Annotated in this window: 15 protein-coding genes, 1 tRNA gene and 1 other RNA gene; 8 read left to right on the top strand and 9 right to left on the bottom strand. The window is 66.7% G+C overall.

Annotation, left to right across the window (positions count from 1 at the left end):
• Positions 1 to 63: 63 nt before the first annotated feature.
• The 7 genes from gatC to rpmG all read left to right on the top strand — a co-directional run bounded on the left by gatC (position 64) and on the right by rpmG (position 5,153).
• Entirely contained in the window at positions 64 to 351 is a 288-nt protein-coding gene (gatC, locus tag LX70_RS04425; protein ID WP_105513273.1) for an Asp-tRNA(Asn)/Glu-tRNA(Gln) amidotransferase subunit GatC, read from the top strand.
• Complete coding sequence (gene gatA, locus LX70_RS04420) at positions 348 to 1,835, top strand: Asp-tRNA(Asn)/Glu-tRNA(Gln) amidotransferase subunit GatA (protein ID WP_105513272.1); 1,488 nt, start codon at positions 348 to 350, stop codon at positions 1,833 to 1,835. The genes gatC and gatA overlap by 4 nt, the downstream gene beginning before the upstream one ends.
• 32 nt (positions 1,836 to 1,867) lie before the next feature.
• Positions 1,868 to 2,671: a hypothetical protein gene (locus LX70_RS04415; protein ID WP_105513271.1), complete on the top strand. Its 804-nt coding sequence runs from the start codon at positions 1,868 to 1,870 to the stop codon at positions 2,669 to 2,671.
• A 64-nt stretch (positions 2,672 to 2,735) separates the two neighbouring features.
• Positions 2,736 to 3,356: an N-acetylmuramoyl-L-alanine amidase gene (locus tag LX70_RS04410; protein WP_245884934.1), complete on the top strand. Its 621-nt coding sequence runs from the start codon at positions 2,736 to 2,738 to the stop codon at positions 3,354 to 3,356.
• Positions 3,357 to 3,640: 284 nt separating this feature from the next.
• Positions 3,641 to 4,049, top strand: an RNA gene (rnpB, locus tag LX70_RS04405) — RNase P RNA component class A.
• Between the two features lie 104 nt (positions 4,050 to 4,153).
• On the top strand, positions 4,154 to 4,852 hold the full coding sequence (locus LX70_RS04400) for a DUF533 domain-containing protein (RefSeq protein ID WP_105513269.1): 699 nt from the start codon (positions 4,154 to 4,156) through the stop codon (positions 4,850 to 4,852).
• 133 nt (positions 4,853 to 4,985) lie between these two features.
• Positions 4,986 to 5,153, top strand: coding sequence for a 50S ribosomal protein L33 (gene rpmG, locus LX70_RS04395; protein WP_017928995.1), 168 nt, complete (start codon positions 4,986 to 4,988; stop codon positions 5,151 to 5,153).
• A 155-nt stretch (positions 5,154 to 5,308) separates the two neighbouring features.
• On the opposite strand, the gene LX70_RS04390 is transcribed toward rpmG, so the two are convergent.
• The 5 genes from LX70_RS04390 to LX70_RS04370 form a co-directional block, all read right to left on the bottom strand.
• Positions 5,309 to 5,383 (bottom strand) — tRNA-Glu (locus LX70_RS04390).
• A gap of 81 nt (positions 5,384 to 5,464) precedes the next feature.
• Positions 5,465 to 7,207: a single-stranded-DNA-specific exonuclease RecJ gene (gene recJ / locus LX70_RS04385; RefSeq protein ID WP_105513268.1), complete on the bottom strand. Its 1,743-nt coding sequence runs from the start codon at positions 7,205 to 7,207 to the stop codon at positions 5,465 to 5,467.
• A 134-nt stretch (positions 7,208 to 7,341) separates the two neighbouring features.
• On the bottom strand, positions 7,342 to 8,307 hold the full coding sequence (glpX, locus tag LX70_RS04380) for a class II fructose-bisphosphatase (RefSeq protein WP_105513267.1): 966 nt from the start codon (positions 8,305 to 8,307) through the stop codon (positions 7,342 to 7,344).
• 84 nt (positions 8,308 to 8,391) lie between these two features.
• Positions 8,392 to 9,678 (bottom strand): homoserine dehydrogenase, encoded by a 1,287-nt coding sequence (locus LX70_RS04375; protein WP_105513602.1) that lies wholly within the window; start codon positions 9,676 to 9,678, stop codon positions 8,392 to 8,394.
• A 103-nt stretch (positions 9,679 to 9,781) separates the two neighbouring features.
• Positions 9,782 to 10,033: a hypothetical protein gene (locus tag LX70_RS04370; protein WP_105513266.1), complete on the bottom strand. Its 252-nt coding sequence runs from the start codon at positions 10,031 to 10,033 to the stop codon at positions 9,782 to 9,784.
• Between the two features lie 109 nt (positions 10,034 to 10,142).
• Between LX70_RS04370 and LX70_RS04365 the strand changes: the two genes are divergently transcribed.
• On the top strand, positions 10,143 to 10,730 hold the full coding sequence (locus LX70_RS04365) for a TetR/AcrR family transcriptional regulator (protein WP_105513265.1): 588 nt from the start codon (positions 10,143 to 10,145) through the stop codon (positions 10,728 to 10,730).
• A gap of 231 nt (positions 10,731 to 10,961) precedes the next feature.
• Here the strand turns inward: LX70_RS04365 and LX70_RS04360 are convergent, their stop codons facing one another.
• From LX70_RS04360 to LX70_RS04345, 4 genes are all read right to left on the bottom strand, one after another.
• Positions 10,962 to 11,873, bottom strand: a complete 912-nt coding sequence (locus LX70_RS04360; RefSeq protein ID WP_105513264.1) for a pirin family protein — start codon at positions 11,871 to 11,873, stop codon at positions 10,962 to 10,964.
• A gap of 184 nt (positions 11,874 to 12,057) precedes the next feature.
• The gene (locus LX70_RS04355) at positions 12,058 to 12,720 is read right to left on the bottom strand and encodes a TadE/TadG family type IV pilus assembly protein (RefSeq protein ID WP_105513263.1); all 663 of its coding nucleotides are present in this window, start codon (positions 12,718 to 12,720) and stop codon (positions 12,058 to 12,060) included.
• Positions 12,721 to 12,722: 2 nt separating this feature from the next.
• A complete protein-coding gene (locus LX70_RS04350) occupies positions 12,723 to 13,277 on the bottom strand; it encodes a TadE/TadG family type IV pilus assembly protein (RefSeq protein ID WP_105513262.1) in 555 nt (184 codons plus the stop codon).
• Positions 13,277 to 14,998 (bottom strand): VWA domain-containing protein, encoded by a 1,722-nt coding sequence (locus LX70_RS04345; RefSeq protein WP_170076113.1) that lies wholly within the window; start codon positions 14,996 to 14,998, stop codon positions 13,277 to 13,279. The genes LX70_RS04350 and LX70_RS04345 overlap by 1 nt, the downstream gene beginning before the upstream one ends.
• Positions 14,999 to 15,359 lie beyond the last annotated feature (361 nt).

Genomic DNA, 15,359 nt, shown 5'->3' with positions numbered 1-15,359 from the left:
CCCTTGCGGGCAAGGCGTGGCGCGGGTAAACCCTGCCCCGATCAAAGGACGGAGTATAGCCCGATGTCCATCGACATTTCGACCGCGCGGAAGGTCGCGCATCTGGCGCGGATCGCCGTGAAGGAAGAGGACCTGCCCGCGCTGGCGGGGGAGCTTTCGGCGGTGCTGGCCTTCATGGAGCAATTGAACGAGGTCGATGTGGAGGGCGTTGAGCCGATGACCTCGGTCACGCCGATGCGCCTGAAACGCCGCAAGGACGTGGTGACCGACGGCAATATCCAGAAACAGATCCTGTCGAACGCGCCCGACGCGCGCGAAGGGTTCTTTGCCGTGCCGAAGGTGGTCGAATGACGAAGCTGAACGAACTGACCATCGCCGCCGCGCGCGACATGCTGCGCAAGGGCGAGGTGACGAGCGCGGAGCTGACCGAGGCCTGTCTGAGTGCCATCGACGGCGCGGGCGCGCTGAACGCCTTTGTCCACAAGACGCCCGAGATCGCGCGGGACCGCGCTGCGGCGGCGGATCAGCGGATCAAGGCGGGCGAGGCACCGGCCATGTGCGGCATCCCGGTCGGGATCAAGGACCTTTTCTGCACCAGGGGCGTGCCGAGCCAGGCGGCGTCGAACATCCTCAAGGGTTTCAAGCCGGAGTATGAATCGACCGTATCCCAGCAGCTTGTCGATGCGGGCGCGGTCATGCTTGGCAAGCTGAACATGGACGAATTCGCGATGGGCTCCTCGAACGAGACCTCGTGCTATGGCAACGCCGTGAACCCCTGGCGGCGCGGCAATGACGACGCGGCGCTGACGCCGGGCGGGTCCTCGGGCGGGTCAGCCTCGGCCGTGGCCGCCGATCTTTGCCTTGGTGCGACCGGCACCGATACCGGCGGCTCGATCCGCCAGCCCGCCGCCTTCACCGGCATCACCGGGATCAAGCCGACCTATGGGCGCTGCTCGCGCTGGGGGATCGTGGCGTTCGCCTCGTCGCTCGATCAGGCCGGGCCGATGACCAAGGATGTGCGCGACGCGGCGATCATGCTGGGCGCGATGTGCGGCCATGACCCGAAGGATTCGACCTCTGCCGACCTTCCGGTGCCGGATTTCGAAGCCGCCCTGACCGGCGACATTCGCGGCAAGAAGATCGGCATCCCGCGCGAATACCGCATGGACGGGATGCCGGACGAGATCGAGAAACTCTGGGCCGACGGCACCGCGATGCTGAAGGACGCGGGTGCCGAGATCGTCGATATTTCGCTGCCCCACACCAAATACGCGCTGCCCGCCTATTACGTCGTCGCGCCTGCCGAGGCGTCGTCGAACCTCGCCCGCTATGACGGGGTGCGCTATGGCCACCGCGCCAAGCTGGGGCAGGGCGACGGCATCACCGAGATGTATGAAAAGACCCGCGCCGAGGGCTTCGGCCACGAAGTGCAGCGCCGCGTCATGATCGGGACCTATGTCCTGTCGGCCGGGTTCTACGACGCCTATTACAACCGCGCCCGCAAGGTCCGCGCGCTGATCAAGCGCGATTTCGAGACGGTGTTCGCCGACGGCATCGACGCGATCCTGACGCCCGCGACGCCCTCCGCCGCCTTCGGTCTGGGCGAGATGGCCGAAGCTGACCCGATCGCCATGTATCTCAACGACGTTTTCACCGTCACGGTGAACCTTGCGGGCCTTCCGGGCGTTGCGGTTCCGACCGGGCTTGACCGGCAGGGGCTGCCGCTTGGGCTGCAACTGATCGGGCGGCCGTGGGAAGAGGGGGCGTTGCTGAATCACGCCTATGTGCTCGAACGCGCGGCGGGATTTGTGGCGCGACCGGCGAAATGGTGGTAATCCGCGCGGCCAAATGAACGGGGACGATCTTTATGCGTAAGTTTCTGCCGGTTCTGAGCCTTGCCGCGCTGGCCGCCTGCCAGCCGCCGGTGCCGAACGACACGCTGGGCGGCGTGGGCTTTGGCGATTACGACCAATACCACCAGCAGCGCGAGGCGCAGCTGAACGCCGAGCGCCGCGCGCAGGCGCAGGCGGTCCAGCCGCCCGCGAACTATACCTCGCCGGTGCAGGAGGGCGCGGGCTATGCCACCGCCTCTGGCGCGCCGACGGCGGGCGATCTGGCCGCCGCCGGGATCGGGCAGGGCCAACTGGGCCAGCCGGTGGGCGCGCCCTTGAACGCGATGGGGCAGGCGGTGTCGCCCTCCATCCCCGATGTGGCGCCCGCCAACCCGGTCGCGCCGGTGACCGGGGACGCGATCGCGGCGGCCCCGGCGCAAAGCCATACCGGCATTTCGGACGAAAACGACTTCTCCGCCGTCGCCTCACGCGAAACCATCGCGTCTGACAAGGCGCGGATGGAACAGAACCGCGCGCAGTATCAGCAGGTCCAGCCGACCGACCTGCCCGAACGCACCGGCGCGGCCTCTGCCGCCGTCGATCTGGTGCAATACGCGCTGAACGCGCCCAACCGGAAGGGGGAGACGATCTATCCCCGCTCCCGCATCGCGATTTCCAGCTCTGAGCGGAACTGCGGGCGCTATGATACGCCCGAGGCCGCGCAGCAGGCCTTCCTGCGTGCCGGCGGGCCGCAGCGCGATTCCAAGAACCTTGATCCCGATGGCGACGGATTTGCCTGCTACTGGGACCCGACGCCGTTCCAGAAGGCGAAGCAATAGGGTGACCGGGACGGGCGGCAGCCGCTTCCCTTCAGCGAATTTCGGGCCGCGCCGGGATGGCGCGGTGCCGCGCCTGATCGTGATCCACTACACCGCGATGCAAAGTTGCGCCGAGGCGCGGGCGCGGCTTTGCGATCCGGCGGCCGAGGTTTCGGCCCATTGGCTGATCGACGCGGACGGGACGGTTGAACAGCTTGTGGATGAGGGCGCGCGCGCCTGGCATGCCGGGGCGGGCGCCTGGGGAGACGTTACCGACGTCAATTCCGCCTCGATCGGCATCGAACTGGCCAATCCCGGCGACGCCCCTTTCCCCGAGCCTCAGATGGCCGCGCTTGAGGGTCTGCTTGGCGGCATCATGGCGCGCTGGGCCATCCCGCCCGAAGGCGTGATCGGCCATTCCGACATGGCGCCCGGCCGCAAGGGCGACCCCGGCCCGCGCTTCGACTGGCGGCGGCTGGCGCTGCAAGGGCTGTCGGTGTGGCCCGATGAGGGGGGCGCGCCAAAGGACCCCGCCGCCTTCGGGCCTTTCGCGCGCGGTTTCGGCTATCCCGATCTGGAGGAAGATCTGCTTCTTGCGGCCTTTCGGTTGAGGTTTCGCCCCTGGCATAGGGGGGACATGGACGGAACCGATCGCGCCATGGCCCAGGACCTCGCCCGCCGCTTTCCCTTTGGCGGTGTGGCCTGAACCTGCCCCGCTGAACCCTTCGCGGTCGTTCCCCTTGCCCGGAACCAAGGCGCGGTCCGCGCCGCCGGGCATCGCCCGACCGGGCGGGCGGGCGATATTGCACCGCCTCAACCCGGAAGCCGTTGGAGGCGGGCCACACCATAAAGCGCTGCTGAACAGCCGCCTGCGGTCGGGCAATGCCCGGCTTTTCAAACCTCGGCGCAGTCACGCACAGCCACCATTCATACAATGGGCAGGCCATGCCGGTTGACGTGGCCCGTCTGACCGCCTAACTCCCCCTTCGCGCGGATGGCCGGATGACCGCGGGTCCTTCGGGGCGCGAGGAAAGTCCGGACTCCATGAAGCTGCGGTGCCGGGTAACGCCCGGCCGGGGAAACCCGAGGGAAAGCGCCACAGAGAAGAGACTACCCCGGCCTGTCCGGGGAAAAGGTGAAACGGTGGGGTAAGAGCCCACCGCGGGACTGGCAACAGGACCGGCACGGCAAGCCCCACCGGGAGCAATGCCAAATAGGGACCTCGCGCGGGGGCCGGTCTGCGCGCAAGCGCAGAGACCGCCCGCAGGGACGCTTCAGCCCGAGAGGTCCGGGTTGGCAGCTTGATCCCGCCGGTAACGGCGGGGCGAGAGGAATGGTCATCGAACCCCGGATCAAGGTCCGGGGGGAACAGAATCCGGCTTACAGGCCGTCCGCGCATATTTCCGCCCGTTTCCGTAGCTTTGCGGGCCGAAGGTCATTCTTCGCATGCAGGATGCAATTCCTGCGCTATGATCGACAAAATGTCATCTCAGGAGGTCCGACATGAGTTTCGTCAAGACGCTGGCCACGCTGGCCATCGGTTTCGCCGCCGCCAAGGGCTTTGACAAATACCGCAAGATGGGCGGCATGGACGGCGTGCAGGACGCGCTGCGCAAGTCGGGTGAGCCGGGCGGCATCGGCGACCAGCTTGGCCAGATGGCCGAGAAGATGGGCATGCCGGGCGGGGCCGAGGCCGTGCGCGACATGATGGGCAAGTTTGGCACCCAGGCCGCGCAGGCGACCGAGGCGGGGCAGGCCGGTCTTGGCAGCCTCATCTCCGCGATGACCGCGACGGCGGCGGCGGGCAGCAAGACCATGACCGACATGATGGGGACGATGATGGGCGGGACGCCCGCCAACGCCATGATGGAGGAAAACGCCCGCCTGATGATCAGCGCCATGATCCAGGCCGCCAAGGCGGATGGCGAGATCGACGCCGAGGAACGCAAGAAGATCCTCGACCACCTGACCGACGCCAGCGATGAAGAGATCGCCTTTGTCGAGGCGGAACTGGACAAGCCGGTCGATGTCTCGGCGCTGGCTTCGGCCACCGGGGACGCGATGAAGGCGCAGGTCTATGCCTCCGCCCGGATGGCGATCCAGGTCGATACGCCGCAAGAGAACGCCTATCTGAACCAGCTTGCCACCGCCCTGGGCCTGAGCGACGAGACCCGCGCGCGGATTGATCAGGGCATGGCCTGACAAAGCCCCGCCGGGCGCGGAATTTCGGCGCCCGGCACCGGTTTTGCGGTTGACTCCGCAGGGCGCCCGGTTAAAAGGCGGGCTTCAAGGATTTCGCGGGTGGCCAAGGCCGCCCGGCAAGTGGAGAACGACAATGGCGAAGCCGACGACGATCAAGATCCGTCTGAACTCGACGGCGGGCACCGGGCACTTCTATGTGACCAAGAAGAACGCCCGCACCATGACCGAAAAGATGGTCGTGCGGAAGTACGACCCGGTCAAGCGCGAGCATGTCGAATACAAGGAAGGCAAGATCAAGTAAGATCTGCCTGTCCGATGGAACAGGGCCGCGCCTCCGGGCGCGGCTTTTTTCGTTTGGGGGCGGGGCCTTAGTGGCCGGAAGATGCGCTTGCCGCGCCATGCGCCAAGGCCGCGCCAAACAACGCGGTGTTCAGATCTGCAATTCGCGGGAAGAAGTGGCAGCCCGTAGGGGAGTCGAACCCCTCTTTTCAGGTTGAAAACCTGACGTCCTAACCGATAGACGAACGGGCCACGCTTGGCGTGCGGCGGTGTTTAGGCCACCCGCAGCGGACTGGCAAGAGGATTCTTGCAGTTTTTCGACACCGATTTTCCCTACGCCTCGGCGGCATCTTCAAGGCGCAGCTGAACGCGCGTCCGGCCCTGCCAGTGGTTCAGTTCCAGCCGCCCGGCAAGGTGGAACCGGCGCCCGCCATGCTCTGTCAGGCGCGGCCCCAGCGGGCCGTCGAAGGCGCCGAAGGCGATGCCGTCCAGCGCCGGGCCGCTGCCGTCCGAGAGGCCGATCTTCAGGTGGTTTTCGCCCACCCGGCGGCACTGGGTGATCGCCATCCCGGCAAAGGCGAAACGGGGGGCGGGGGCGGCCTGGCCGAAGGGGCCGGCGGCCTCGATCCGCTCAAGCAGCTCGGGCGTCGCGGCGGACGGCATCAAAAGCGTGTCGATCCTCAGGTCGCGCGGCCCGGCGGCCCCGGCGCCCTGCCGGGCGAGGAGATCGGCCAGCCGCGCCATCGCCGCCTCGATCCTGTCGCCCTCGACCGTCAGCCCGGCGGCCATCCGGTGCCCGCCGCCCTTCAGAAGCAGCCCCTCACCGGCAAGCCGCTGGATCGCCGCGCCAAGGTCCACCCCCTCGACCGACCGGCCAGAGCCCTTGCCGATGCCGCCGTCAAGCCCGATCACGATGGCGGGGCGGTGGGTCGCCTCCTTCAGCCGCGCGGCGACGATGCCGACGACGCCGGGGTGCCAGCCTTCGCCCGCCGCCCAGACCAGCGGCGCGTCCAGCCCGCGTTCCTCGGCCTGCTGAAGGGCCGCGTCGCGCACCCGGTTCTCGATCTCGCGCCGTTCGGCGTTCAGGACCTCAAGCCGCTCGGCCAGTGCCGCCGCCTCATGCGGGTCTGCGGTCGCCAGCAGCCGCGCGCCAAGGTCGGGCGCGCCGATCCGGCCCCCGGCATTGACGCGCGGCCCGAGGACATAGCCCAGGTGATAGGCCGTCGGCGCCCGGTCCAGCCGCGCCACATCGGCCAGCGCGGCCAGCCCGATACGTTCGCGCCGCGCCATGATCTTCAGACCCTGCCGCACCAGCGCCCGGTTGACGCCGACGAGCGGCGCGACATCGGCCACGGTCGCCAGCGCCACGAGGTCCAGCATCGCCATCAGGTCCGGCCCCGAAGCGCCTGCCTCGCGCATCTGCCGGTTTGCCTCCACCAGCATCAGGAAGACGACGGCGGCGGCGCAGAGATGGCCCAGATCGCCGCTTTCGTCCTGCCGGTTGGGGTTCACGACGGCAAGGGCAGGGGGCAGCGTTTCACCGCCAAGGTGGTGGTCAAGGACAAGGACATCCGCCCCCTCGGCTGCCGCGATCGCGTCATGGCTAAGCGTGCCGCAATCGACGCAGATGATCAGGTCATGCTCTGCCGCCAGCCCGGCCATCGCCGGGGCGTTGGGACCATAGCCCTCATCAATCCGGTCGGGGATATAAAGCGTGGCGGGCAGTCCCATGTCCCGCAGCCAGGTCAGCAGAAGCGCCGCCGAGGCGCCGCCATCGACGTCGTAATCGGCAAAGACCGCGATCCGCTGGCGCGCCCGGACCGCGTCGAGAAACCGCCGCGCCGCGCGCTCCATGTCGCGCAGCCCGCGCGGGTCGGGCAGCAGGTCGCGGATCTGGGGGTCGAGGAAACGCCCGGCCTCTTCCGGCGCCACGCCGCGCGCCGCCAGCAATCGCGCCAGAGGCAGCGGCAAGCCGGTCTGCTGCGCCATCGCCTCCGACAGCCGCTCCGCCTCGACCGAAGGCCCGGTCCAGCGGCGCCCGGTCAGCGATGCCTCGACGCCCAGGAATGCGGTCATGGCTGCTCCTCGCTCCGGCCCGCAACAACGCTCCGCGCCTGCTTCTTCGTTGTCTAAATACTCCGGGGGGTTGTCCATTGGTGCGCCATTGGTTCAAGCCCAATGGACGACGGGCAGCGCCCCCACATGGCCCCTCAGCGGATCGGGTTGCGGTAGATCATCCGCCGCACCGAGCCGGTTTTCGACCTCATCAGGATCGTCTCTGTCTCGATGAAATGCGGCTCGCGCTTCACGCCGCGCACGATGGAACCGTTGGTGACCCCGGTCGCGGCGAAGATGACGTCGCTCGTCACCATCTCGTCACGCGCATAGATGCGGTTCAGGTCCGTGATCCCGGCCTTGGCGGCGCGGCCGCGTTCGTCATCGTTGCGGAACATCAGACGGCCCCACATCTGCCCGCCCATGCATTTCAGGGCCGAGGCCGCCAGCACGCCCTCCGGCGCCCCGCCGGACCCCATATACATGTCGATGCCGGTGATTTCGCTTTCCGCGCAATGGATCACGCCGGCCACGTCGCCGTCGGTAATCAGGCGGATCGCGGCGCCGGTCGCGCGGACCTCGGCCACCATCTCCTCATGCCGGGGGCGTTCAAGAATGCAGACGGTCAGGTCGCCCGGCGTGCAGCCCTTGGCCCTGGCCAGCGCCTCGATCCGCTCGGTCGGGTTCATCTCAAGGCTGACGACGTTTTCCGGCAGGCCGGGGCCGATGGCGAGCTTGTCCATATAGACGTCGGGCGCGTGCAGAAGGGTGCCGCGCGGGGCCATGGCGATCACGGTCAGCGCATTCGGCATGTCCTTGGCGGTCAGCGTCGTGCCTTCCAGCGGGTCGAGCGCGATGTCCACCTCCGGCCCGTTGCCGCTGCCGACCTGTTCGCCGATGTAAAGCATCGGCGCCTCGTCACGTTCGCCTTCGCCGATGACGACGACACCCTTGATGTCGAGCAGGTTGAGCTGGTCGCGCATCGCGTTGACGGCGGCCTGATCGGCGGCCTTTTCGTCGCCGCGCCCGATCAGGCGGGCAGAGGCATGGGCGGCCGCCTCGCTGACACGGGCAAGGCCCAGCGACAGCATGCGGTCGAGAAATTCTTGCGTATTGGCCATGACGGGCTCCTCAAATCCGGCTTGAAGCCGGAATAACGGGCGCAGCACCGGGCGGCAAGCGGGTTAACGGTACCAGTGCGGACCTCAGACCGCCTCGATCCTCAGCGCGACCGGCTCACCCATCACGACGCCGGTCGCGGGCAGGCGGGCAAGGGCGTGGTCCACCGCCTCGCGCGTGGTGCGATGGGTCACGATCAGGACCGGGGCCGAGGTGTCGGCATGGCCGTATTGCCGCATCCGGTCGATGGAGATGCCTTCATCGCCCAGAACCGTCGCCACCTTGGCCAGCGCGCCCGGCTTGTCGGCCAGACCCATGCGCAGGTAGTAGGAGGCAGGCGCCGTGGCCCGCGCCGGAACCGGGTCGGCCAGCGCCGTCGCCGGTTGCCCGAAGGTGGAGATACGGCTGCCGCGCGCGATCTCGATCACGTCGGACATGACGGCGCTGGCAGTCGGGCCTTCGCCCGCGCCCGCGCCCCTGAGGACGATCTGGCCGACGCTGTCGCCCTCGATCACCACCATGTTGGTGCCGCCCTGCAACTGGCCCAGCGGGCTCTCGGCGGGGACAAGGCAGGGCGACATGCGCTGTTCAAGTCCGCGGCCGGTCATCTGCGCGACGCCCAGAAGCTTGATGCGATAGCCCATGTCGGCGGCGCGGCGGATGTCGTCGATAGAGACGCGGCCGATCCCCTCAAGCTCTACCGCGTCAAAGGCGACGCGGGTGCCGAAGGCGATGGAGGCCAGAAGGCTAAGCTTGTGGCCCGCGTCGATGCCGCCGACGTCGAGGTTCGGGTCGGCCTCAAGATAGCCCAGTTGCCGCGCCTCTTCGAAGACGGTGTCATAGGGCAGGCCCGCATCCTCCATCCGCGTCAGGATATAGTTGCAGGTGCCGTTCATCACGCCCATCACGCGGCGGATCTCATTGCCCGCCAGCCCCTCGGTCAGCGCCTTGACGACCGGGATGCCGCCCGCGACGGCGGCCTCGAAGCGGATCACATGGCCCTTGGCCTCCGCCGCTTCGGCCAGCGCCTGACCGTGCAGCGCGAGCATCGCCTTGTTGGCGGTGACCACGTCCTTGCCGGTGTCGATGGCGGCCTTTGTCGCCGCCAGCGCGACGCCGTCGGCGCCGCCCATCAGTTCGACGAAGACATCGACGTCATCGCGTCTGGCCAGCGCCACGGCATCCTCTTCCCAGGCAAAGCCCGAGAGGTCCGCATCGCGGTTCTTCGTCCGGTCGCGGGCGGAAACGGCGGTGATCGTCACCGGGCGCCCGGCACGCCGCGCGATCAGGTCGGCGTGGCGCTGGATGATCTTCACGGTGCCGATGCCAACCGTGCCAAGGCCGGCTACGCCAAGACGCAAGGGGTCGGACATCGGGTTCTCCTCGAAAAAGTCATCGGGCGCGGGCGCGCGCCGGGGTCTGGCGCGTGTTAGCCGGTTGCGCGGCGGCATGCAACGCGACGGAATGCGCGGCGGATCAGGTGCCGGGCTGGATCGCGCGCAGCCGGGCGGCGCGGGCGCGCAGGGCTGCGGCACGGCCCGCCGTGGCCGCGGCAGGATCGGCCGCGGGGGCCGCAGGCACCGAGGCCAGCAGCGCGTCGATCGGCGCCAGCGCGGGATAGGGGGCCGAAGTCACCTCGGGCGCGGTCGAGCCGACCAGCGCGGGCGGCGGCGGCGCGCAGGCCGCAAGGGATGTCAGGGCGGTCAGGCAAAGGGCAAGGCGGCCCATCTTCGGTCTCCTCGGAACGGCAGGGCGACAGTAGCAAGCGCGCGCATCCGCCCGCAAGACGCCATCGCCTGCCTATTGTATTGAACGCATGTTCAGATAATCTGCCGCCATGGCCCGCAAGACCGGATCGCATTCCGAAATCACCGGCCCGCGCATTCGTGACGCGGCGCTGAAGCTTTTTGCGCGCCACGGCTTTGCCGCCGTCTCCATGCGCCAGATCGCGGCAGAGGTGGGGGTGCAGGCGGGGGCGCTTTACCTTTACACGCCCGACAAGGAGACGCTGCTTTTCGATCTCCTGAAGGCGCATATGGACGATCTTCTGGCCGCCTGGGACGCGGATGATCCCGGTGGCGCCCCGGTCGCGCGGCTGGAAGGTTTCGTGCGCTTTCATATCCGCTTCAACCTCGAACGGCCCGACGCGGTGTTCCTGTCCTATATGGAACTGCGCAATCTGGGGGCGGCGAATTTTGCCGCCATCGAGGCGTTGCGCAAGACCTATGAGACGCGGCTTGAGACGATCCTGCGGGACGGGCAGGGGGCGGGGGTGTTCGCCCTGCCGGATACCAAGATCGCGACGCTGGCGATCATCGCCATGCTGACCGGCGTCAACACCTGGTACCGCGAGGGCGGGCGGCTGAGCCGCGCCGCCGTCGGGGATCTTTACTGGGACATGGTGCGCAAGTCGGTGGCGGCCTGACGGGCGCAGTGTCGGGCCACGGCACGGCGATCCGACCTTTCAGCATCGCAGTTTATGCCAGCCTGGTGCTTCCGACATCGGTGTTTCGCGGGGCATCGGCCAAATCGCCGGGCCTGGGGGTGGCCCGGCGATGCGCGGCGGCGCCTTGCGCCGCTTATTTGCGTGGGGGGCGGGCGGTCGGCCGCTGGCCCGGCGGGGCGGACGCCCCTTGATTCCGGGCCTTCCCCGCCCTCAATGCCCGGTGCGGATGAACGTCCCGTTGCGCAGGTCCGCCATCGCCTGCCGGATCTCTTCCTTCGTGTTCATCACGATGGGGCCGTGCCAGGCGACGGGTTCCTCGAGCGGCGCGCCGGAGATCAGGAGGAACCGTATCCCCCGTTCCCCCGCCTGCACCGTTACCTCATCCCCGGTGCCGAAGCGGATCAGCGTCCGGTTGCCGGACAGGTCGCGGATATTGACCTCCTCGCCCATCACCTCCTTTTCCAGCAACACGCCTTGCGGGCGGCTGGCATCGGCAAAGCGGCCGTCGCCGTCGAAGACATAGGCGAAGGCGCGGCGATAGGTGTCGACCCTGAAAGTCTTGCGCACCCCGGCGGGCACGAAGATGTCGAGGTATTGCGGATCTGCGGCGATGCCGTCGATGGGTCCGCTCCTGCCCCAGAAACTGCCGATGATGACCTTCACGCGGGTGCCGTCATCGTCGATGATTTCCGGGATGTCGGCGCCCTTCACATCCTGATAGCGCGGCGCGGTCATCTTCAGATGCGCGGGCAGGTTGGCCCAAAGCTGAAAGCCGTGCATCTGCCCCTTCGCGTTGCCCTTCGGCATCTCCTGATGCAGGATGCCCGACCCGGCGGTCATCCACTGCACGTCGCCCGCACCAAGGCTGCCCGCATTGCCAAGGCTGTCGCCGTGATCGACGGTGCCGGCGAGGACATAGGTGATGGTCTCGATGCCGCGATGGGGGTGCCAGGGAAAGCCGCGCAGGTAATCCTCGGGCCGTTCGTTGCGGAAATCGTCGAAGAGCAGGAAGGGATCAAGCTCCTTCGGGTCGTGAAAGCCGAAGGCGCGGTGAAGATGGACGCCGGCGCCTTCCAGCGTCGGCTGGGCGCGGCGGGCGTCGAGTACGGGACGGATGGACATCTTTTGTTCCTCCTGATGATCTCAGCCCAATATAGCGCCGGGCGGGGCAAGGGGGAGGGACAGGGCCGCGCCATCGCCGCACAGGACCTGTTCAGCGCCGCGCAGGGGGGGGCGCAGACGCAAAACGCCCCGGAACAGGGTCCGGGGCGCGCGCGCTCATTCCGTTCAGCCGACTGAACCCGGATCAGGTAGAGGTGTCCGGGTCGATCGTCGTGTCGGTGGTGTTGTCGTCGCTGTCATTGTCGCTCGGGTCGATGTCGGTGTCATAGATGCAGGCCGGGATCGAGCCGTCTTCCTTGTCCCAGGCGACGCAGGTCGTGAAGCGCGGCCGCGTGGTGATGAAGTTGGTGAACCAATGCGCGTTCAGACCGATGTTGAACATCGGCTCATAGGCGGTGAAGGTTTCCACCACGATGGTGTAGTCGCCGATGGCCATGTTCGGGATGCGGTTCGCGAGGCCCTGAAGGTCGGTCGTCGTCAGGCCGGGCTTCTCCCCCGTGCCATAGGACCAGGCGACCTTGTTCTTGGCCTCGTCATTGTCCCAGAACACGCTGGTAACACGGATCGTCGTCGGCAGGCGCGAGGTGGTGAGGAAGTCGTAAAGGGTGTTCAGCCCCTCGACATAATCCGCGTTGATCGCGTCCGTCTCGCGTGAGATCAGGTCGGCGACGGTATAGGCGCCCTTCTGGTCGATGTTCTTCTGGCGGAAGGCGTCGAAGAACTGGAACGAGGCGATATACCACCAGATCAGGAAGGTGCTGGCGAGAACCCCCTCGACCGGCATGGCGCCACGGTCGTTGCGCAGGAAGCGTTGGGTCCTGTGGCGGAGTTGGGTCAGGATATTCATGATCAGGTCCCCGGCTCGGGTTCGTTGACGAAGGCCGAGGACGTGACCAGCCAGTAGCCGCCGGAGGCGTCCTTGGGCAGGTGCAGTCCAAGCCCCGTGGTCGGCACGATCGGGTCGAAGATGGCGCAGGCGCGCACCAGCATCAGTTGATCCCCGGCCCCGGTGATGAAGGGGTTGTTCAGCGGTTTCAGAGGTTCGTTCCGGTCGACGCAGATCGCGGCTGAGTTCAGCGGCGCCCAGGTGGTCGTCGACACCGGCTGCAATTCGACCACGATGGCGTTCTTGCAGTCGGGCAGGAAGGCCGCATTCTTGCAGACCAGGTCCTTGAACTCATCGTAATCGCCCTTGAAGATGCCCAGCCGCAGGTCGCGCACGGCCATGTCCAGCCCGCGTTCCAGCATGACGTGGCGCAGCATCAGCATCCCCATCTCAAGCGAAGAGATGACGAGCATCATGAAGAAGGGCAGGAAGAGGAGGAACGGGATCGTCGCCGTTCCGTCTTCTTCGCGCGCGCCCCGGATCAGGCGCAGCTTGAGGCGTGACATGAGCGTGGCCATCAGTGCGTCAGCCTCAGCTTGTTGATCGACTGCACGATGCCCGAGAACGCATCCTCGATGTCCAGACCCTCCACCTCATAGTGGCTGGCATCCGAACTGGCGCATTGCGACAGAAGCTGCTGGCCCTGCCACGGCGCCTCGAAGGCGATGGTGTAGATCCGCACGTCCTGCGCCTTGGCCGCATCGCAAAGGGCGCGGGTCTGGTCGTCCTTGGCGCTGTAGACGTAGGTATTCACTTCGGGGTTGGAGGTCGAACCCGGCCGCCACTTGTTCCGCGCGCTGCTGCCATAGGCCTTCGCGATGATGTTGTCCGACAGGTAGTAGATCGAGATCCGCTCCCACACCTCGGGCCAGGTCAAGGGAAAGGCCGCGTCGTCTTTGCCGTTGTATCCGGGTTCGTTCTTTGTGGTGCAACTCCACTTGCTGCAGGACGTGTAGGTGCTGTTTCCCCAAGCATGGTCGAGCCACTGGTCAAGCGCCGGTACATACCATTTCTTCTTGCTAGGGTCGTAGAACGAATACTGGTCGACATCGCTGTTGATGGTGTTCGATCCGTCGGCATAGGACATGTTTCGCCAAACCTGGCTGAAGTTGTGGTCATAAGCGTCACGCAGCTTGTATTCGGTCGTGTTCGCGCCGTCGGTCATCAGGACGATGATCTTCATCACCTGGCCGTTGGTATAGGCATAGGGGCGGCCGCGCGTCGTATCGGGCAGATCGCCCTTGTCGGCCATGCTGTTCACGACGCCCTGCATCGAGGGGTCAAGCAGCGCCGCGCCCCATTTCATGCCAAGGTCGATCGAGGTGTTGCCTTCGGCCTGAAGGCCATCGATGAACGTCTTGAGTTCATCCCGGTCGCTGGAGAAGGGCAGGATTTCCCGGTCCGCGTCCGGCGCGCAATTGAAAAGCCGCGGAGGGCTGGCCTTGTAGAACGGGTCGAAGTGACCGTTGCGCTGATAGACGCGGTCGAACAGGCCGAAGCCGAAGGACACCGAGGTAGTCGTGAAATCGCCCTTCGACGGCTCGAACTCGATGCAGTTGGACGAGGCGTGTTCGTTCGTCACGTTGAAATAGCTCATCAGGTTGTCGCTGAGCGAGACCTGCGTCGCGTAGGGGATGATCGAGATGGTGATCTTGTCGGCCTCGGTCGAGTCGAACATCTGGTCGACGAAGGACTTCGCGGCCGGCTTGAGGTTGGTCAGACGGCTGCTGCTGTTCATCGAACCGGACACGTCGAGGATCAGCGAAATCTCGATCTGGCCGACGCTTTCCTCGGCGGTGGAGATGCCGGGCGCGGAGAGGGACGACACGCCGGCCATCTTCATGAACCAGGTGGGGACGGTTTCCGCCACCGCGATGCTGACCTTGCGGGACGAGCCGTTATTGCCGTTCACGACCGTGATCTGGTCGTCGGTCGGCGGCTTCAGCCCGGCCTTGCGGAAATAGTCCTTCACGACTTCCTTCGGGGGAAGCGTCTGCTGAAGGTCCGCCGCCGCCAGCGCGGCGCGGTCGATGGTGTTCTGAAGCACCGTCCGGCGTTCCTCGAACCGCATGAGGTCAAGCGCGACACCGGCGAGCATGAGCATGATGACAAAGCAGAACAGCCCGAAGATGAGGAGCGACCCCTCTTCCTCGCGGCGGAACCGCTCAAGCTTTTGCAGGCTGCGGTCGAGCAGGCCCGCCCGATCTTGCCCCGAAGTCGTCATCGAAAACACACGCATCGAATACCCTTTCCACGTCGGTGCCCGGCCCGGAACAGCCGGATACACAAGGCGCCGCAGACTATGTGCGGGCCACTTACGGCGGAAATTGGGCAGGCCATGAGGCGAAAATGAGGCAAGGCCCGGTTTCGGGGGGCATTGACCGATCGTCGTGTTCATTCCTGCCATATAGCCATGATCGTGAACGCAGGATGAACAGTCCCAAGGCGCATCCTGTCCGAAATTTGCCTTACCCGCGGCGCCCGGCCCGCTGGTTAACGCCGATTCGGCGGCCCGGAACACCTTACCAATCCGATTTCCGCGCCGGGATTGACCATCTTCGAAGGGCTCTGGCAACCCGCGCGCCCCGCCGCAGGCGGCA

The sequence above is a fragment of the Albidovulum denitrificans genome (genome assembly GCF_002973535.1).
In the GTDB taxonomy this organism is placed as follows: domain Bacteria; phylum Pseudomonadota; class Alphaproteobacteria; order Rhodobacterales; family Rhodobacteraceae; genus Albidovulum; species Albidovulum denitrificans.
Note: the sequence above shows the minus strand (reverse complement) of the source record. Positions and strands in the feature narration are given on the sequence as shown.